The sequence below is a fragment of the Aquimarina ulvae genome, from assembly GCF_053613295.3.
In genome coordinates, this window is sequence record NZ_JBSIBP030000007.1 from 198,610 (window position 1) to 217,003 (window position 18,394).

Sequence of the window (18,394 nt, forward strand, 5' to 3'; positions counted from 1 at the left end):
ATAAATTACCACATTATAATATTATATTACCTCTTACTGTGCTTCTTTTTAAGAATATGATTAATATTGAAGTATATAATGCTATGAATGAAAGTTTTACCCTTTAAAATACCAAAATCTTCAACGGATACGCTAATCGTTCAAGAAGATAAGGAAATTGTCTTATATGATAAATTCCATCAGCATGAAGAAATACAGATATCCATTATTATATCTGGAGAAGGTAGTTTAATTGTAGGTGATACTATTACTGATTATAAGCCAAATGACATTTTGGTTTTCGGAAGTAATGTTCCTCATGTATTACAAAGTACAGCTTCAGATACAGCATCTTATATGATTTCTCTCTTTTTTACAAAAGAATCATTTGGTACTGTTTTTTTTGAACTTCCTGAATTTGAGGGTTTTTCAAGTTTTTTTAAAAGTTCGGTGTACGGAATTAAAGTGCTTTCAAAAAAGGAAAAATTGAAAAAGCTATTCCTTAAAATTGTTAGGAAGAAGGAAAGATTAGATCGGTTTACTGTTTTTCTCAAAATATTAAAACTATTGAAAACGGCTAAAATAGAAACAATATCTTCCTTTATTTCTAAAAGGGCGTATACAGATAATGAAGGAAAACGCATGGCAATTGTATTTCAGGCTGTGATGAATGAATTTAATCGAGATTTTTCGCTGAAAGAAGTTGCAGACTTAGCTAATATGACACCAAATGCTTTTTGTCGTTATTTCAAACAACGTACCAACAAAACGTTTTTCCAATTTTTAATTGAGGTTAGAATAGAAAATGTTTGCAGATTATTATCTAAAGAAACAGATATGACTATATCCGAAGCATCGTATAATAGTGGATTTAAGAACCTATCAAATTTTAATCGAAAATTTAAGGAAATAAAAGGAAGCACTCCTTCTAATTACAAAAAGAGATTACACGATTCCCATTTTGTTTAACAGGAAGGATGCATTCATATTTTGGCAAACTCCATCTTTAAATTTATAATCAAAATACAATTCATCATCTATAATCTGTGCATCAAAAAATCTATTTTTCACCTCAGTTAATTCTGAGGCGATTTCACAGAGACTCAGATCATGAGTAGCGATAATTCCTGTGGCATTAGCCTTGACCAATTTCTCAACAAACTTGCGAGATCCTGCTGCTTTATCTTTACTATTTGTTCCTTTTAGAATTTCGTCAAGAATGATAAAGTACTCATCGTTTTGAAGGGCATCAACGATTTTTTTAAGCTGCGTTAATTCTGAAAAGAAGTAGGAAGCATCATCACTTAGTGAGTCTGATGTTCTCATACTGGTGATGAGTTTAATTGGTCTATAGGAGCAGGATCTTGCACAGATAGGTAGTCCTATATTAGACATCACGATCTGCAATGCAACAGTTCTCAGAAATGTACTTTTACCGGCCATATTGGCTCCTGTAATAATAAAAAACTCTTCTTTGTCAATGGTAATGTCGTTGTCCACTCGCTTTTCTGGATGGAGCATAGGATGTCCTAAATCACTTGCTTTTATAATAACACCAGACGATGTTAACTCAGCATATACATAATCAGGGTTGTTAAATGCAAAATTACCTAATGAATTAAAAGAATCAAAAAAAGCAATAACGTCGAACCATTGATCTACTTTATTTTGATGATTGGCAATCCATTTTTCGATACGATAGCATTGAATAAGATCCCAAAGGATCAAACCATTTGCAAAAATGCCAAATATCATATTATTACGTTGATCAAAAGCGTTGAGGATATTTGCAAACTGTTTTAAGATGACAGAGGCTTTTTCGCTGTCATTTACCACCTCTTGTTGTTTTTCTTGAAGTAAAGTAGCTTCAAAACTGCTATTTTCAATTTTTTCTACTAGCTTGTAATATTGTTCGAAAGTATCCTTTACTTTATTCGCTTCATTATATAAGATGTTGATTTTTTTAAGTTGAGATCCCGTAATTCCCAAGCCGATAAAAAACCAAAGTAAAAAGACTTGGAACGTAATAATTTCCAAAAATAATAACGTCAGCATAATCAGAGAAATTGCTGAAACAATAGCAGGGAGTATTCGCATTATTTTAGGCACAAAAGGAGTATAATATTGTAACCATTTGCGGATAACCGGAACCGAAACTGATACCTTGACCAAAGATGCGATTGCACTAAATTCCTGTCGCCACTTGAATAGTTTAGATAGATTTTTGATTGCATCCTGTTTGCGTGCTATATCTATAATATCATTACTTTTTAATAAAGCCGCTAATTTGTTTTTTCCTGCGTTGGTTGCAGTACGATTGATGTATTGAAAGAAGGATCTATCTCCAAACAAATCAATATCATGACTAAATGGGTGAGAAGGGTCTATATATTTTTTTCCTGTAGATAGTTTGCTGTAATCTCCTTCAAAAACATCAAGTTCTAACTGATTGAGATCAATTAACTTCTGAAGCTTATTTTTCGTGTATGATAAATTACTGTGGCGTTGTACCATAAAAATAAAGATTGTGATACCAATTACGATGCTTCCAATAATAATTTGTGTATTCGGATACCCAAAATAAACCCCTGCAACAATGGCTAAAAAAACAAAAAAGCGAATCATACTGGAGATGGTTAGTTGTTTTTTTGCAGCTTTTAAGGATAGATGATATATTTCTATTTGTGATGTATAGAATTTTAGCGAGTTGTTCATAAGTGTTTTGGAAAGGAGAATTCAAAAATATGAATCTTTTTCCCTTCTATTTTTTTAGTTACAAATTTTCTAGTTCTTGTTTTGCTTTTTTGGTTAAGCCATTTACGACCAAGTTATAAGAATGATCAATCAATTCGTGTAACATATCAGTAGTTAAACTATCAGAAAAGTTAACAGTATTCCAATGTTTTTTACTCATATGATATCCGGGCTCAATTTCTGGATGAAATTCTCTAAGCTCTATAGATTTTTCTGGATCACATTTTAGGTTTACACTAAAGGGTAACCTATTCAGTCCTGTTAACGCAAACATTTTACCCATAACTTTAAAAACCAAGGTGGTTTCATCAAACGGAAATTCTTCAGTTACTCCTTTTTTCGACAGGCAATAATCCCTGAAAGCTTCGATATTCATATACTACATCATTATGTATTCATCTTACCTATTATCTTTGACGGATCAGGTAAGGTTTCGAAACCAAACTGCTTGTATAATCCGTGAGCATCATCAGTCCCTAACATTCATCACTGAACTCCTTTCAATTCTGGGTGTTCTAAAATTGTTTTGATTAATTTTTTGGAATATCTTTTTCCTCTGTATTTTTCTATAATAAAGACATCCATTAGATAATCAAACACGGTATAATCTGTAAGCACTCTGGCAAAACCGATTTGCTGATCCTTTACATAAACGCCAAAATTAATACAATGTTTGATACTTTTTATTACTTCTTTTTTAGTTCTTCCTTTTGCCCAGTACGTATTGGTTAGGAATTGATAAATAAAGTCAATATCTAATTTTGCTTTGTCTGTGGGGATAGTAATACTCATTGTTTTTGGTTGAGACGCTTTTGGTCATTATCATGGTTTAGTTCTAGTGCAGAGTAATCTAATGTCCAGCCAATGGATTCTGCGAGTGTCTCCATAAGAGAAATGGCAGTTAACGCCTCTTGCTTTGCAGAGTCTATAAGACTACTTTGTGGTATTTTATCTTTGATAAATTGTTTAGCTTCTTTACTGATATCAGTGATATCTGTAGAGGTAAAAGGATTAAGCCATCCTTCTTTCATGTCATAAAACTTAAAGTCAGTTTCTATAGTTAGTAATTTTGGTTCAGGAAATTTTGAAATAATAATACGTTTATTTTTAGTATCACTTTCTAGTTTAACTTTTGATAAATCAAACCCAACATGAGCTTTGGCATCGATAAGAATCAACGCCTTTTTCTTACCTATCAAAGCTTTTAGAAACTTATCTCTAACGCTTTCATAGTGATAAATTTCAGCAAAGTCACCTTCTACGGTAACAAGTTTGCAAACCCTTTTAATCTTTTCCATTAAAACGGTAGATTGTGTTCTGGTTGCAGCTCTTCTCCTTGCAATATTAAACCTGCTAAAGATTAGATATGCAATAATTGATCCAGCTATTAATCCAACAAATAATAATTCCATATTAATTCTTTTTACCTATCTCGCCGAGGTGTGTAAATTTAAACCCTTTTTCGAATTTTAGCCCATACCCCAAAGCCCTATCAAAGGCAGCATGCGAAAATAAGATAATTGCGGGCAGCAGTATAAGCTCATTTGATAGATATACTCCAAACAAGTATATCAAAATGGCCAAACCTTTATGATGAAATAAGTTATACGTAAATGCACCAATTTTACGATTGGCAAGGTACCCTAACACCCCTATATCTGGCACCAAAAACAAAGCCAGAAATAACCACCACGGAAAAGATAGTAGACTAAACAAATAAATGCCCAACCCAAACATAGCGAATTCTTCTAATTGCAAGGTAGTTTTCATGATGGTTTTAGTATTTTGTACAAAACTGGTTTACTGGGGGACGCATCGTTTTCAAAAGGTGCAATTTGAAGATTCAATATGTAATCCCCATCCTGTATATTATTTTTTACAAAGATCATTTCGGTAATGGTGGCTTCAAACCTTGTGTCTTTTGGGTGGTTCCAAAAAGCTTTGTGCGCTAGTAATTTACCATCATCCTTTTCCTTATCTACTGATGGGACATCAATCAAAAGGTGTTTGATTCCTTGTTTTCTAATAAAAATCGCAGCTTTTTCTGATAGATATGGCCAATTGGTATGAGAATATTGTTTATTGAGCTTTTCTTTGTTATTAGGAAGAGTCCTAACAATAAGGGCCTCGGGATTGTGTTGTATCGCTTCTTCTATTTTTTTTTTTGTTATAACTAAATCTGCTCCTTGTTTTTTTGGAGTTACTGAAATAAGTGCTGCTGTAAAAAAGAACTGTTTTAATACGTGATTTATGCTGTAAAATTCTTTAGTTATATGTCCAACACATTCTGTATGTGTTCCGTGTCCATGTGGATTAAAGTAAATGTTATTAAAATTGGTAGAAGCACCTTCAGAAACTTTACCCGTCCAATCGCCATCTTTAACAGGTTCTATTTTAGGAGGAGAAATATACCACGCATTCACATTTTCTTCGTTTGCTGTCAATGGTATGGATATATCCAAAGGTTCTAATAAATTGATTTTGAAAGGGTGCTTTTTATAGTGTATTGTGGCAATCATATCATTTTTTTAAGCTAGCTGTATGTCAAAAGAACTAGTTACCCTAAATTTAACAAGAAAAGATCACTTGCAATACCATCGCTTAAAAACTTTCCTTTTTTGGTAACTACTAATGTATCCTTTTCTAAAAATAACAGGTGTTCATCGAGATGTTTCTGGGCTTGCTTTAATAAGTATTCTTTATAAGTAAGGCCAAAATTATCTTCTATTTTTTGTAATGAAATTCCCCAAATAGTCCTCAATCCTGTCATTACATATTCATTATATTGATCTGTTAAAGTCAACGATTCGATTTCTCTTGGGAGTTTATTTTCTTGCAGTGCTTTGATGTATTTACTATTATTATTGACGTTCCAACTCCGTTGTGCTCCGTTATAAGAATGTGCAGAAGGACCAATACCCAGATAGTGTTTGCCTTGCCAATAGGCTGTGTTATTTTTGCTAAAATATCCTGGCTTTCCGAAATTAGAAAACTCATAATATTCAAAACCTTCTTGTTCCATAGCAGTTACAAGGATATTGAAATGTTCTTCAGCTAATTCATCTTCCACAGGAGCAATCACCCCTTTTTCAATAAAAGATGACAATGCAGTATTTGGTTCTACAGTTAATGCATAACTTGAAATGTGTGGAACTTTAGTCTCCAGCGCAAATTTTAGATTTTCTTTCCAGCGTTCTGAAGACATTCCTGGAATACCATAGATCAAATCAATTGAAAAATTATCAAAATACTGACTGACCATTGATAAACAATCACTAGCTTCTTTTGCATTATGAGCCCGGTTCATTAGTTTCAGGTCTTCATCAAAAAAAGACTGAATGCCAATACTTAAGCGATTTACTTCTGTAGATGCTAAGGACTTTACATACTCCTCGTTTAGATCGTCTGGATTGGCTTCGATGGTGATTTCAACCTGATCAGAAACCAGATAGTTTTCATAAATCGTATCTATAATAAATTTTAATGCAGAAACAGATAGGATACTCGGGGTTCCTCCACCAAAGTATATTGTTTCAATAACCTGATGATTATCAATTTCCGGTCGTCGTAGTTTGATTTCGTTGCATAATGCAAAAACCATCTGATCTTTCTTCTTGGTAGAAGTAGAGAAATGAAAGTCGCAGTAGTGACAGGTTTGTTTGCAAAATGGAATATGTATGTAGATGCCGCTGATAATATAAAATTTTAGATTTGTACTTTACGATTCTAATTTCTTTGTCGAAATTAGTAATTACTTTTTTACTCTTTTTCCATTTTGTTTTACAAAAGCAGCCCAACCGGTATAGCTTTTACCAACAATATCCGATCGACCCATATTGTAAAAATGGCAAACTGCGGCAGCCAATCCGTCTGTAGAATCTAGATTTTTAGGTAAGGTTTTAAGTTGTAAAAGGCTTTGTAACATTTTGGCTACTTGTTCTTTGCTGGCGTTACCATTACCAGTAATGGCCATTTTTATTTTTTTTGGAGAATATTCGGTGATAGGCACTTCTCTGCTCAATCCTGCGGCCATAGCTACTCCTTGCGCACGACCCAGTTTTAACATAGATTGTACATTTTTGCCAAAAAAAGGGGCTTCAATAGCTATTTCGTCAGGATGATAAGTGTCTATAAGTTCAACGGTTCGTTCAAAAATTAGTTTTAATTTTAAATAATGATCGTCATATTTGCTGAGTTGCAATTCGTTAAGTTGTAAAAAAAACATCTTTTTCTTTACTACTTTAATCAATCCAAACCCCATAATAGTGGTTCCGGGATCGATACCCAATATTATTTTTTCATTTTCCAAAAAATTGTGAATTTTTACAAAGCTACATAATTCAAACGAAGCAATGGCACTAATCAATTTTTATAACTACCGGTAATTTGTACCTAGCGGACGTAGGAGTTCCTCTGGTGTGTGCTGCGTCAACCCGTGGAAGGCTTTGAATACTTTCTTGTATTAGTACTCTAAAATCAGGAATTTGAGACTGTATCATTTCTGGCACAGAGAAATCTTCTAGTATGATCTCACTGTTTTTAGTTATTAAGATGGGCACCCACACAGTGTCATTTATTGCTTCTTTTACAGTAATTGTATGATCCGCTAGATGTTTGCTAATATGTTTATTGATAGTTTCTTGAAAACAACTTTTCTGTTCTTCTTCGGACATGTGTTCACAGGCTTCAAATAGTGGAGGTTCATCAACTTGATTTTTGTCAATTTCATTCCACTTTTCTTCTAAAACCTTTTCTTGATTCTCTTTTTTGACTATAAAACTGTCACAAGAAAAAAACGTAAAAATTAGCAGGTATATATAGCAACTCTTTTTAATCATCAATTAATTTTAATAGTTTTAAAAGTACGTGATGTATTTTTAAGTGTATAAAATTAAAGTTTTTTATTTAGAAGGTTGATATAATACTAGTTGGAAAAGTACAGTTTTGATACATCTAAAGACATTATTTCTTCTCAGCGGTTTTTTTATTAGTTTCAATCTCTTCTTCGAGCTGGGTGATTCTCTTTTTGACAATAAAATTGAAATAATTCTTTGCATCATTAGATTCATTTCCAAATTTCTCTATAAACAACTTGTAATACCCCAATTTAGTTTGTGGATCTTTATAGTAAGCATCTGCAAAGGCAGCTAATTGGTATTGTGCCCTGACAGACTCAGGATTTTCCTTTAATGCCAATGTAGCTTGTTCTATGGCTTTTTGCCATTTCTTCTGATGCCTGTAGGTCATAGCGATGTTTAGTATATCTACATCAATGGGAAGATCTTTTAGTTCTAGAGCTAATTTGTAGTTTTCCAGGGCTTCTTGATATTTACCCATACGAACATAGGTGTCAGCTAAACGAGTATACCTTAGCGGCACTTTATCGTTATATTGTAGAGCTTCCTGATATTGCTCAATTGCTTTTGCATAATCAAAATTATTTTGATAGCACCAGGCTAAAGAAGCGTGTATAAATTCATTTCTGTAGTTTAATGAAATTAGTTTTTCGAAATACGGTATAGCTTCTGCATAGTATTTTCTGAGAAGATAATTTTGAGCTAAAACATTAATTAATTCAGGGTTCTCAGAATAAGATAGGAGACCCTTGTTCGCAATATCAGACACTTTGTTGTATTTTCTTTTTCTAAGATAATGCATCGATACTTTAAAACAGCTTTTTTGATGGGTACTATCAAGTCTGAAAGCTTCTTCAAAATAAGATATTGCAGTAGAATCTTTCAGTTTTTCTTTGGCTAATCCTAGGCGATACTGAAAATTAGGATTTTTCGCATATTTTACTACTAAATCCGAATAGACACTATCGGCCTGTGTGAATTTATTTGTAGTCATTAATAACTTAGCATATTCTAGCTTTATAGAGGTTACAGTAGTATCCTTATCAATAGCATTTTTATAATAATGTAAAGCATCCAGATATGTACCTTTTGCTTTGTGAGCTTTCGCGATTTGTGAAAGAATATATTGGTTCTTTGGATATGTTTTTTGATAAAATTTAATAGCCTCAGAGTAATTTTCTAGGATATAAAGACTATCGGCAATTTTTAGATCAGGAGTTTGACCTCTAGCTTCTAAAAAAGCGAAGATAATTGTTAGAAAAACTGAAATTAGTTGCTTACGAATTATCATGATCTTCTTTATTGATTTCTTTCAGTATCGTTTCCAAATCTTCGATATTCATATCATTTTTCTTTACAAAGAAAGACACCATATTTCTAAAAGATCCGTTGAAGTAATTATTCATCAACTTATTTAAGGATTGATTGCTATACTCTTCTTTTTTAACGAGTGGAAAATATATATATCCCTTACCTTCTTTACGATGAGAAACAAATTCTTTATTTTCTAGAATTCTAATAATCGTAGAGATGGTATTGTATGCAGGTTTAGGTTGTGGCATTTTATCTATGATTGCAGCCACGTTTCCTTCGTTTAACTTCCATAAAAGTTGCATTACTTCTTCTTCTGCTTTGGTAAGTTGTTTCATTTGTTTGATTATATTTTGTCTTAGCGTTTTGTATGTTATTGGATTTTAAGGATATACATATCTCCTTTGTATCGACCATCGAGATCAGAAAAAAGCATTGCTTTAGCTTCTTCTAAAGTTTCATACCTGTCTAGATATACATAAATATATTCATCTTTAGGATTCCTGAAAGACTTAGGGTCTAGTCCTTGCTTTTTCAGTTTTGCTATTCCTTTATCAAAATAATTTTTTCGTTTGAAAATATTAGTTATCAAATAATATCCATTTTTCACATCATGTCCGCCAATAAAAGACAAAGACTCGGTCAAGACTGACTTTTCAGTAAGCTTTGCTTTTTTCTTCTCCAGACCTGTTTTAGTTTCAGGAGCTATTTTAAAAACAATTGGTAGTGAGTATAAAACATTCACTTTTTCTCCTGAAGCTTCTCCAGGAATCATTTTAGGAAGTAATTTTATTACCCTATTGGCTTCTAATTCTAATTCTGGAGCTGGCCCACGAGATTTTATGTCAGTTACATATCCGGCAGAATCGATTTTAAATCTTACATAAATCCTATTTATTCCTGTTAATCCCATTTTTTCTGCAATTTCAATATTAAAGTTTCTATTTACGAATTGGCTAATTTCTTGTGAGACACATTTTTTTATTGATGCCTGATTTGTAAGGTCCTTACATTCCTGAGTCATAGGAACTTTTTCAACAGCAGCAAAAGGAATATTTTGTTCTCTGATAATTAAGATATGTCGTGTATCAACTCCATCTGCTTTTATTTTTTCTACAGTAAGAATATGCCATCCAAAGGGTGTTCTAAAAGGTTCGGAAATTTCTCCTTCTCCTAAGCTAAAAGCGACTTTCTTAAAATTTTCATGAAAAGGGGTGTCTTTTTGAACAAAATAGAATCCGCCATTTCCTTTTGATCCAGGATCTTCAGAGTATAATACGGCGCGACTGGCAAAACTTTTCCCATTTTTGATAATATCGTTTTTGATGTCAAGCAGTTGATCTACAATTTTGCGATCCACCTTTGATAAAGAATCTCTTTTGATAGTTTGTAAAGGTTTTTGTGTGTCTTTATTGTCGGGTTTTTCGTTTACAGTTTCAGAAATCTCTGGTTGGCTTTTGTTTTGATCCAACGCAATATGATTTATACGTTCTTTTCTCTCGCTGATCTTTTTATCTGTTTCTTCAGTTGATACTGAATTGGTCAATTCCTTAATTTCATTAGTTATTTTTTCGCTAGAAATAGTAGCCAAAGAAATTGCTTTTTGAGAAAAGGCTGTAAATGTTACCATCACCGCCAGTAATGGTACAATTGCTAAATATTTTAGCCTAGCCTTTGCTTTTGATTTCGTTTTTTGAAGCATGAAAATTCTTTTTTTAAGTAATTTATGATTGAAGAAATTATTGGTAAATTTTACGTTTGTAGTTTCAAAATTGGTGTTGAGCAGTTGCTCATAATATTGTTGTTTACCCAGAAGTTTAATGGCCGATGCATCAGAGATATATTCGTGTAGAGCAATGATTCTGGAGTGATATATATAAATCATTGGGTTAAACCAGAAAAGAATTTTAATAAATTCAAACCATATGAGGTCTACTGTATGTTTTTGTTTTAGGTGTACAATCTCATGAATTAAGATTTGTTCCTTTTCTTTTTCAGACAGTCGGTTACCTATATAAATGGTATTCCAGAACGTAAAGGCGTCTTTACTATTGACTAGTGTCCTTACCCGGTATTTATTGATCTTATCTTTGATAGAATTTTTGTTAAGAGAGCGGATAATAAGTATTTTTTTTATAAACATACTTACTGCAATACAAACACCGATGGTATAGATCACTACCCACCAATTTATATCCGGGGTTTGAGTTGAAGCTGATTCTACTGCTTTAATTATATGATTATGAGCGGTGCTCCCACCAATAAAAACAGTAGGCAAATCAATTACATAATCATCGGGAATTGTTTTCTGAATACTCTCGACTTGTATAAATGGTAGCGTCAACGACAAAAAAGAGGTAACCAAAAGATACACTCTATTAACGGTAAAAAAAGTATCTTTTTTATGAAACAGATCATACGCCAATAAGAATATTAGCTGAAATAATACGGTTTGCACTATGTATTGTAGCATATCGCTTAGTTTTAATTATTTTTCTCTATTAATCTTTATGCTCTTCCAGCATATCCAGCGTAATGGAATAGGAGGGTATATTAATGCCTTCTGGTGTTTTAATTACGGTAAAGTCTAAAATATCTTCTCCTTTTTCTTCCTTTAATTTGTTTCTGAAGGATAGCTCGCATTTTCCATCTTTTGAGTTTTCCTCATAACCTTCTCCGTAAACAATTTTTAAATGGTAAATCCCAACTGGGATATTTCGTGTAAAATATGCTGTGTTTTTGGGTAAATAGACTGTTCTTACCACTTCAGAAGTCTGATTAGAAACTATATCAACGATCAGATCAGCATTTTCTCCGTTGGTAAATTTCAAATAATTATCAATTTTGTAATCGTATTTAGTATCTCCTCGGTTTGCGCAAAGGGGTTCAGCTTCTTCCGTAGAAATATTATTGGACTTTAGAGATGCTGTATCAAAAGTTTCATTATTACTATCATTTTTTGGCAATAAGTCTACCTGCCAGCTATAAGATGGTACGTCTTTGCCTTTCTCACTATTTATAGTTTTAAAGTCTAAAATATCTTCTCCTACTTCTCTTAGAGACTCTTTTTCAAAGAACCCGCTACAAGAACCGTCAGTTTCTTTTTCGGTGTATTGATCTCCATAAATAACATCGATACGATATATACCTTCTGGTATGTTTCTTATAAAATATGTTTGAGATTTATATACAATGGCCGCGCGAATAACCTCATTAGTTTCGATAGCAACTAGATTAGCAATAATATCAGAATTTTTACCATTTGTGATTTTTAAATAATTATCCAATTCTTGATTATATTTAGCGTTTTGATTTAGGCAAGCTGGTTGATTACTTACTAAAATTCCATTTTTATTACTGTTTTCATCCTCTTGTATAGTAAGGGTTTCATTAGTATCAGGATCTTTACACGAAGTGTAGGTGAGGATACCTGTAATTACCGGAATTAGCAGTAGATATTTAAATTTGGCAATGGATTTTGATTGGGACTTTTGTAACATAAGTATTCGTTTTTTGATTAATGATTGATTAAAAAATTGATTGATAAACGTTATTTTTTCTGTTTGAAAAGCATCATTTAATAACTGTTCTATATAGCTTTTTTGATTGACTTTGTGTATGGTAACCGAGTCGGCAATGTATTCATGTAGTAAAGTAATTCTGGCTTGATAAATATAGATCAATGGATTCCACCATAGTAACATTTTTAATACCTCGATGCTTAATTGATCAATAGTGTGTTTATGATCTACATGAACAAGTTCGTGTGAAATAATGTTTTTCTTTTGCTCTTCAGTTAAGGAATCTCCTATAAAAATAGTGTTCCAAAATGAAAATGCGTGGGCGCTATTAGGAAGTATGATAATTCTTTTATCAAATGCTCTGGTAATGTTCGAAATGTTTTTTAAGATATGGAGTTTATGGAGCTTGAGAGTAAGATTTATTGAGGCAATCACTATTCCAAAAAGATACAGTGCTATCCACCAATTGATAGGCTGCGAAGATGTCCTCGAAGCGGTCTCGATTTTATTCACATTAAAGATTGTGTTCTGTGTAGAGGTTATAATAGTTCGTTCGATATTCGATACGTAGATTTCTGCAGAACTTGAACTTAAAAGATCGATTTCTATGAAAGGTAGTATCAATGATAAAAATGGAACTATTAGCAGATATAATCGATTCCAATTAAAAAATGTATCCTTTTTATGTAAGATGTCATAAATCAGTAGAAAAAGAAACTGAAATATCAAGATTTGAAGTAGGTAATGAAACATATTTTTATTTTACAAATTATTAAAGTTGTTAAGACAAAATAGAGTCTGGGTGTTATTAGTTCTTAAAACGAGTAAAACAGACTACGATCGACAACCCCAAATATTATTTTTTTAATAATTATATTTATTCAACTAAAATATTAGTTGAATAGCAAATATATGTTTTTTTTTAATTTAACTAAGTTTTTAGTTAAAAAAATCAAGTTTTAACGAATAAGTACTTATTAGAAGATTCTAAATAGTCATAACAACAATTCAGGGAATGACCTAAATACCTTGCACAAGTTTAATTATTTCTTAAAGATTCGTAATAGTATTTTTAACCTCGAACTGAATTAGTACGTTATAAAAATCTTTGGTTGGTACAGATCTGTTAGTAGCTGGAATAATATTTGGAAATGACATCAATGTTCTAATGGCTTCTTTTTCTAATTCTGGAGAGAACCCCTTAACCTGTAGATTCTCGATTCGACCCTCCTTAGAAATATTGAATCTGGTATAAATGCGGTTTAAGCCAGATTGCGCATATGAAGAAACTGATACTATGTTATAGTTTTCTTTAGCAAACTGTTCGATATCCTTGCAAACACAATGTTTTCGAACACGTTCTATGGCTTTGTTTTTACATTTGAGTGTAGTAGGTTGATATTGTGCATAAAAATTAGATCCAAAGAATAGAAAAGGAAGGACTATCAAGAAAGGTCTCATAATTTTGAGGTAGATTAGTTGGTTTTAAAGTTTTACTTGTAGTCACAAATGTATAACGGCTTTGCTTATTTTACGTTATATGAATTTTAACTAATTTTAATAATAGTTGATGATTACGTAACAAAAGATACTCTTTACAGTCTAATTGGTTACTATGGATATAGTGTTAGTAATTATTGGTTTTATCTTATGTCTTGTTGGGGTTATTGGAAGTTTTCTTCCAATATTGCCGGGTCCCTTTACATCTTGGATTGGTTTGTTAATACTTCATTTTACGAGTATTACTCCGCAAAACCGTACTTTTCTGGGGGTTACATTGGGTATTTCTATATTGGTATGGGTATTAGATTATATAGTCCCTGCGTGGGGTACCAAACGATTTGGAGGCACTAAATATGGGATGATAGGCAGTTCTATTGGATTAATAGTGGGGCTATTATTTTTAGGTCCTTTTGGGATTATTATTGGTCCTTTTACAGGAGCATTTATTGGAGAATTGATTAAAGATCATAATGATTCTTCCAAAGCTTTAAAGGCTGCTTTTGGATCTTTTCTCGGCTTTCTTGCAGGTACTTTTATAAAATTTGTAGTTTCTATTGCCTTTCTTGTTTTATATACTAATAAGGTCTGGGAATATTGGGGAGTATTATTTTAATCTTGAAAAAGAATTATGAATGTATATAGTAAACAAAAAAGAGCGTCTCCACGCTCTTTTTCTTCACACAAATCATCTTAATTTTTGCGCGTTTCGATAACTAATTGACATCAAGCAATTAACAGAATTGAAATTTGAAAAAACTATCAATATCTACCAAAAACCCATCTTTAAAACCCTGCTTAGTTTTTAAACTAATAAGACCATTTTACTTCATCTACCTTACTTATAATTTCAAAAATAGTTATTCTACTTTCACGCACTAATTCAATTAATTGAAAATATGTGAAACACAAGTAATATTAATGACAAATTATTCATTTGTCTATACTTATATTATCCAAGATTATCTTATTACATTGCCTAGATAAATTACATAATAATATTATGGCATTATCCATTAAAATACTACTATTTTTTGTACTGTTTACTACAACATTATTTTCACAAAATCCTAAAATTGATAGCCTAAAAACAGCGTTAGAACAACATAACGCAAACGATACTACCAAGGTTGTTTTATTGTATAAGTTGGCGTACTCTAATTTTCAGCGTGATGTGGAAAAAACCAGATACTACCTAGATGAAGCTGAGAGTTTAAGTAACACTTTGAATTTTGCGAAAGGAAAAGCGAAAGTTTTTTTTATAAGAGGAATACTGGAAAACAGGAAGTCAAATTACAAAAAAAGTTTAGACTTTTTTGAAAAGGCCTTAGAACAGTATAAGTCCATACAAGATAAAAGTGGAATGGCAGATATTTACGTTTCATTTGGTATTACTAATTATGATTTGGCCCAATATTATGACGCATTAGATAATTATAAGAAAGCTACTGAGATTTATAAAAAATTGGACGACAAAAGAAACCTTATTACTTGCTTAATAAATTCTGCAAATGTGTACTCTGAATTAGGTAGATACGATAGTGCTATTTCAAATTACAAAGAAGCTTTAATACAAAGCAAAGTTACAAAAGATGAGGATGGAATTTCTTATGTACATCATAATTTGGGCACTGTGTATATGACTCAGGGAAATTATCCACTTGCGATTAAAAATCTTAAAAAATCTTTAGTATACGAGGAAAAAATGGCAGACACTTTGTCCATGGCTAATTTATTCAATAGTCTGGGGCAGGTCTATAGATTTTTAAAAAAAGACGGTAAAGCTCTTGAATACCATAAAAAATCCTTAAGTTTTGCTAAACAAATAGGGAGTAAAAAACTGGTAGCGAGCAACAATAATAATATTGGAGATATTTATTTACGTAAAAGAAAATACAACAAGGCATTGGGGTATTTTCAAAATGCTTTAGAAACAAGTAGGGAAACCAACGATTTAAGAAGTATCTCACTGTGTCTTGAAAGTATAGGTAAAATTAATTTACGATTGAAGAAGCCTTTAAATGCTCGTAAAGATTTTGAAGAAGCTGAAGATATTAGTCGAAAAATAGACAATAAATACGTTTTGTCTGCTAGTCTCCTGGGAATTTCAGAAACTTTTTTACAAGAAAAACAATATCAAAAAGCAATTTCTTATGCTAATAAGGGCAAACATATTGCAGAAGCATCAGAACTATTAGAAGTACAAAAAAAAGCTGCGGAATTACTATACAATATCTATAGAGTTACCAAGAAATATGAAAAAGCGTTGGTAAACCATGAAATATTAAAACTCTTAAATGATAGTCTTTTTAACAAAGAAAATATTGAAAAGATTACCTCGCTTGAATATGAATATAAATACAAGCAGGTTTTAGACTCGGCAAGTATGAGAGAACTAAAGCTTACTAAAACAGTACTCACTACTTCACAAAATTTAGAAAAATCTCAAAAAAATTACTTATTAGCTATTATCGGAGTATTACTTATTTCTATTGTATTGGGTGCTATCATCTTTTATCAAAAATTAAAAGATATTAAGTCCAAAACCAAAAATAATATTATTGAACAAAAATTATTGCGCTCACAGATGACACCGCATTTTATATTTAATGCCCTATCTGTATTACAAGGTATGATATTGAATAAAGAGAATAAAAAATCGATATCTTATCTGTCAAAATTTTCTAAGTTGTTACGTATTACATTAGAAAACTCTAGAGACATGTTGGTGACATTAGAACAAGAGTTGATTGGGGTAAACAAATACTTAGAGCTTCAAAATTTACAAGCGAGTCTAGCATTTCAGTATACTGTTATAGTCGACAGTGCTATTGATGCATCACAATGTAAGATTCCACCAATGTTAATTCAGCCTTTTGTAGAAAATTCAATAGAACATGGTTTTGAGGATAAAGTTGATAATCGAAAAATCGACATTTGTATTAAGTTTATCAATAAATCATTAATTTGTACTATAACCGATAATGGCGTAGGGATTAATGCTAAAAAAAATATTGGAAATGGTTTTAAGAAATCGTTGGCGACAACAATAACTGCAGAACGGTTGAAGATATTATCAAAATATTTTAAGAGCAATGGCGATATGAAGATTGAGGATAGAACAGTTTATAATGAACAAGGAACAATTGTAACCTTGACTATTCCATATAAAAAAGATATTTTATAAAATCAATTGTCTTAGAATACAAAGTGTATATTAGAAAAAGAGTACTGAATCTATAGAAATAAAATAGAACTGTAGTCTGGGAATGTTAGCCATAAAAGAGGCCTAGAATATCCTAAAAAAACAAATAAGTTTAATAAAAAAGAGTTTGAACAAAACTGGAGTCTAAAATCATTTAATCCAAAGATAATTAAGTTTTATAATACAATATCCGTTTATATCTTCAGTGCAAAGGCTTTTAGCTTTTTGTAGTGAGTTTTATATTACACCATCCCTCCATATCTCCCTTTTAAAAGGGAGAATTTTTGCCTTCATACCATTAAAGAAAGGATTGAGGAAGGACGTTTTTATTTCGTTAATAATTTTACCAATGTCATTTCTAATAAATATCCTAACGCATATTCTTTAAATCCATACGCTTATATATTCATAAGGTACGGAAATAGGTTCTCTATCTCACATTTTTAAGTAGCTGTCTACCTTTACACTCGAAAGCATGAAAAAACACAGATAATATAAAGTTTTTCCAAGCAAAGTAGTCAAACTTCCAGCTAAGGTAAATCCTTTGGGGATATAATTGGTTGGATTGCTGTAACACAAAATTTGTGATAGTTCGAAGACATTGTTACTCCTTTAAAAAAACAGAAATGGATAAATATTATCTCTAAAATGAGATAGTTAAAAGTTTTAAATAATGAAACCTATTAAAAATGTAGTATTAATCATCTTAACAATTTTATGGCTAACCTCTTGCGGAAGGGAAACCAGCAGTCATCCCACAACTATAGATGGCTTTTCGGCCATAGAACAAGATCTTAAAGATAAATTTGGTAATGATGCTTACTATACTGATTTGAACATTTCACATACTAAGGATGATGGGATTATGATAAGTCTTACAGTAACTGAAAACCCGGCATCTTTAAAGATGGGGCAATTTGTATACAGCTCCGATACTTCCTGGAGACAAAATACCGAAATTACTTTAGAGGTACCTCAGGGCACACAAGCAGCAGATTATATGTTTCAGCTTAGCGATGACATAAATCTTAAAAAGCTGGGTGAACTCATAGAAACATCCAAAAAAAGGCTAATCGAAGAAAAGAATATGAAAAATCCGCATATGGAGTTAGCTTTTATAAAACTTCCGAAAAACGGAGCTCTTGAAAAAGCAAAATATATCATAAAGCTAGAACCAGAAAATGGAGGTACTTCATTTACTTTCAGCTACTCTTTGGACGGGTCTTTTATAGATATGGATTATTAACATTTTTTTTAATTATTTAAAT

General features: G+C 31.8%; 18 protein-coding genes. 4 read left to right on the forward strand and 14 right to left on the reverse strand.

The window, feature by feature from the left end; translation table 11 throughout:
- Nucleotides 1–87: 87 nt before the first annotated feature.
- Nucleotides 88–948, forward strand: coding sequence for an AraC family transcriptional regulator (locus ACWGOQ_RS16290; RefSeq protein ID WP_452059206.1), 861 nt, complete (start codon nucleotides 88–90; stop codon nucleotides 946–948).
- Here the strand turns inward: ACWGOQ_RS16290 and ACWGOQ_RS16295 are convergent.
- From ACWGOQ_RS16295 to ACWGOQ_RS16360, 14 genes are all read right to left on the reverse strand, one after another.
- A complete protein-coding gene (locus tag ACWGOQ_RS16295; RefSeq protein ID WP_452059207.1) occupies nucleotides 925–2,694 on the reverse strand; it encodes a MutS-related protein in 1,770 nt (589 codons plus the stop codon). The genes ACWGOQ_RS16290 and ACWGOQ_RS16295 overlap by 24 nt on opposite strands.
- A gap of 58 nt (nucleotides 2,695–2,752) precedes the next feature.
- On the reverse strand, nucleotides 2,753–3,109 hold the full coding sequence (locus tag ACWGOQ_RS16300) for an MmcQ/YjbR family DNA-binding protein (RefSeq protein WP_452059208.1): 357 nt from the start codon (nucleotides 3,107–3,109) through the stop codon (nucleotides 2,753–2,755).
- 110 nt (nucleotides 3,110–3,219) lie between these two features.
- Nucleotides 3,220–3,525 (reverse strand): GNAT family N-acetyltransferase, encoded by a 306-nt coding sequence (locus ACWGOQ_RS16305; protein ID WP_452059209.1) that lies wholly within the window; start codon nucleotides 3,523–3,525, stop codon nucleotides 3,220–3,222.
- Nucleotides 3,522–4,145, reverse strand: a complete 624-nt coding sequence (locus ACWGOQ_RS16310) for a DUF4230 domain-containing protein (protein WP_452059210.1) — start codon at nucleotides 4,143–4,145, stop codon at nucleotides 3,522–3,524. Before ACWGOQ_RS16310 ends, ACWGOQ_RS16305 begins: the two co-directional genes overlap by 4 nt.
- A gap of 1 nt (nucleotide 4,146) precedes the next feature.
- A complete protein-coding gene (locus ACWGOQ_RS16315) occupies nucleotides 4,147–4,503 on the reverse strand; it encodes a DUF4260 domain-containing protein (protein WP_452059211.1) in 357 nt (118 codons plus the stop codon).
- Complete coding sequence (locus ACWGOQ_RS16320; protein WP_452059212.1) at nucleotides 4,500–5,252, reverse strand: cyclase family protein; 753 nt, start codon at nucleotides 5,250–5,252, stop codon at nucleotides 4,500–4,502. The genes ACWGOQ_RS16315 and ACWGOQ_RS16320 overlap by 4 nt, the downstream gene beginning before the upstream one ends.
- A gap of 38 nt (nucleotides 5,253–5,290) precedes the next feature.
- Complete coding sequence (hemW, locus tag ACWGOQ_RS16325) at nucleotides 5,291–6,427, reverse strand: radical SAM family heme chaperone HemW (protein WP_452059248.1); 1,137 nt, start codon at nucleotides 6,425–6,427, stop codon at nucleotides 5,291–5,293.
- A gap of 57 nt (nucleotides 6,428–6,484) precedes the next feature.
- The gene (gene ruvC / locus ACWGOQ_RS16330) at nucleotides 6,485–7,042 is read right to left on the reverse strand and encodes a crossover junction endodeoxyribonuclease RuvC (protein WP_452059213.1); all 558 of its coding nucleotides are present in this window, start codon (nucleotides 7,040–7,042) and stop codon (nucleotides 6,485–6,487) included.
- A 49-nt stretch (nucleotides 7,043–7,091) separates the two neighbouring features.
- Nucleotides 7,092–7,571 carry a hypothetical protein gene (locus ACWGOQ_RS16335; protein WP_452059214.1) on the reverse strand — a complete coding sequence of 160 codons (480 nt, stop codon included), beginning with the start codon at nucleotides 7,569–7,571 and terminating at the stop codon, nucleotides 7,092–7,094.
- Between the two features lie 124 nt (nucleotides 7,572–7,695).
- A complete protein-coding gene (locus tag ACWGOQ_RS16340; protein ID WP_452059215.1) occupies nucleotides 7,696–8,880 on the reverse strand; it encodes a tetratricopeptide repeat protein in 1,185 nt (394 codons plus the stop codon).
- Nucleotides 8,867–9,238, reverse strand: coding sequence for a BlaI/MecI/CopY family transcriptional regulator (locus tag ACWGOQ_RS16345; protein WP_452059216.1), 372 nt, complete (start codon nucleotides 9,236–9,238; stop codon nucleotides 8,867–8,869). Before ACWGOQ_RS16345 ends, ACWGOQ_RS16340 begins: the two co-directional genes overlap by 14 nt.
- Nucleotides 9,239–9,273: 35 nt before the next feature.
- Complete coding sequence (locus tag ACWGOQ_RS16350; RefSeq protein WP_452059217.1) at nucleotides 9,274–11,373, reverse strand: peptidylprolyl isomerase; 2,100 nt, start codon at nucleotides 11,371–11,373, stop codon at nucleotides 9,274–9,276.
- Between the two features lie 28 nt (nucleotides 11,374–11,401).
- A complete protein-coding gene (locus tag ACWGOQ_RS16355; RefSeq protein WP_452059218.1) occupies nucleotides 11,402–13,174 on the reverse strand; it encodes a M56 family metallopeptidase in 1,773 nt (590 codons plus the stop codon).
- Nucleotides 13,175–13,471: 297 nt separating this feature from the next.
- On the reverse strand, nucleotides 13,472–13,882 hold the full coding sequence (locus tag ACWGOQ_RS16360; protein WP_452059219.1) for a hypothetical protein: 411 nt from the start codon (nucleotides 13,880–13,882) through the stop codon (nucleotides 13,472–13,474).
- Between the two features lie 154 nt (nucleotides 13,883–14,036).
- On the opposite strand from ACWGOQ_RS16360, the gene ACWGOQ_RS16365 reads away from it, so the two are divergent.
- The 3 genes from ACWGOQ_RS16365 (at nucleotide 14,037) to ACWGOQ_RS16375 (ending at nucleotide 18,372) form a co-directional block, all read left to right on the forward strand.
- On the forward strand, nucleotides 14,037–14,537 hold the full coding sequence (locus ACWGOQ_RS16365) for a DUF456 domain-containing protein (protein WP_452059220.1): 501 nt from the start codon (nucleotides 14,037–14,039) through the stop codon (nucleotides 14,535–14,537).
- Nucleotides 14,538–14,924: 387 nt separating this feature from the next.
- Complete coding sequence (locus ACWGOQ_RS16370; RefSeq protein ID WP_452059221.1) at nucleotides 14,925–17,108, forward strand: tetratricopeptide repeat protein; 2,184 nt, start codon at nucleotides 14,925–14,927, stop codon at nucleotides 17,106–17,108.
- Nucleotides 17,109–17,799: 691 nt separating this feature from the next.
- A complete protein-coding gene (locus ACWGOQ_RS16375; RefSeq protein ID WP_452059222.1) occupies nucleotides 17,800–18,372 on the forward strand; it encodes a hypothetical protein in 573 nt (190 codons plus the stop codon).
- The last annotated feature ends 22 nt before the right edge of the window (nucleotides 18,373–18,394 follow it).

Excerpts from the sequence above, each read along its gene's own strand:
- ACWGOQ_RS16340 (WP_452059215.1), bottom strand. The coding sequence starts at position 8,880 with ATGATAATTCGTAAGCAACTAATTTCAGTTTTTCTAACAATTATCTTC.
- ACWGOQ_RS16375 (WP_452059222.1), top strand. The coding sequence starts at position 17,800 with ATGAAACCTATTAAAAATGTAGTATTAATCATCTTAACAATTTTATGG.
- ACWGOQ_RS16290 (WP_452059206.1), top strand. The coding sequence starts at position 88 with ATGAAAGTTTTACCCTTTAAAATACCAAAATCTTCAACGGATACGCTA.
- ACWGOQ_RS16335 (WP_452059214.1), bottom strand. The coding sequence starts at position 7,571 with ATGATTAAAAAGAGTTGCTATATATACCTGCTAATTTTTACGTTTTTT.
- ACWGOQ_RS16315 (WP_452059211.1), bottom strand. The coding sequence starts at position 4,503 with ATGAAAACTACCTTGCAATTAGAAGAATTCGCTATGTTTGGGTTGGGC.
- ACWGOQ_RS16310 (WP_452059210.1), bottom strand. The coding sequence starts at position 4,145 with ATGGAATTATTATTTGTTGGATTAATAGCTGGATCAATTATTGCATAT.
- ACWGOQ_RS16295 (WP_452059207.1), bottom strand. The coding sequence starts at position 2,694 with ATGAACAACTCGCTAAAATTCTATACATCACAAATAGAAATATATCAT.
- ACWGOQ_RS16355 (WP_452059218.1), bottom strand. The coding sequence starts at position 13,174 with ATGTTTCATTACCTACTTCAAATCTTGATATTTCAGTTTCTTTTTCTA.
- ACWGOQ_RS16320 (WP_452059212.1), bottom strand. The coding sequence starts at position 5,252 with ATGATTGCCACAATACACTATAAAAAGCACCCTTTCAAAATCAATTTA.
- ACWGOQ_RS16360 (WP_452059219.1), bottom strand. The coding sequence starts at position 13,882 with ATGAGACCTTTCTTGATAGTCCTTCCTTTTCTATTCTTTGGATCTAAT.
- ACWGOQ_RS16365 (WP_452059220.1), top strand. The coding sequence starts at position 14,037 with ATGGATATAGTGTTAGTAATTATTGGTTTTATCTTATGTCTTGTTGGG.
- ACWGOQ_RS16300 (WP_452059208.1), bottom strand. The coding sequence starts at position 3,109 with ATGAATATCGAAGCTTTCAGGGATTATTGCCTGTCGAAAAAAGGAGTA.
- ACWGOQ_RS16370 (WP_452059221.1), top strand. The coding sequence starts at position 14,925 with ATGGCATTATCCATTAAAATACTACTATTTTTTGTACTGTTTACTACA.
- ACWGOQ_RS16350 (WP_452059217.1), bottom strand. The coding sequence starts at position 11,373 with ATGCTACAATACATAGTGCAAACCGTATTATTTCAGCTAATATTCTTA.
- ACWGOQ_RS16305 (WP_452059209.1), bottom strand. The coding sequence starts at position 3,525 with ATGAGTATTACTATCCCCACAGACAAAGCAAAATTAGATATTGACTTT.
- ACWGOQ_RS16345 (WP_452059216.1), bottom strand. The coding sequence starts at position 9,238 with ATGAAACAACTTACCAAAGCAGAAGAAGAAGTAATGCAACTTTTATGG.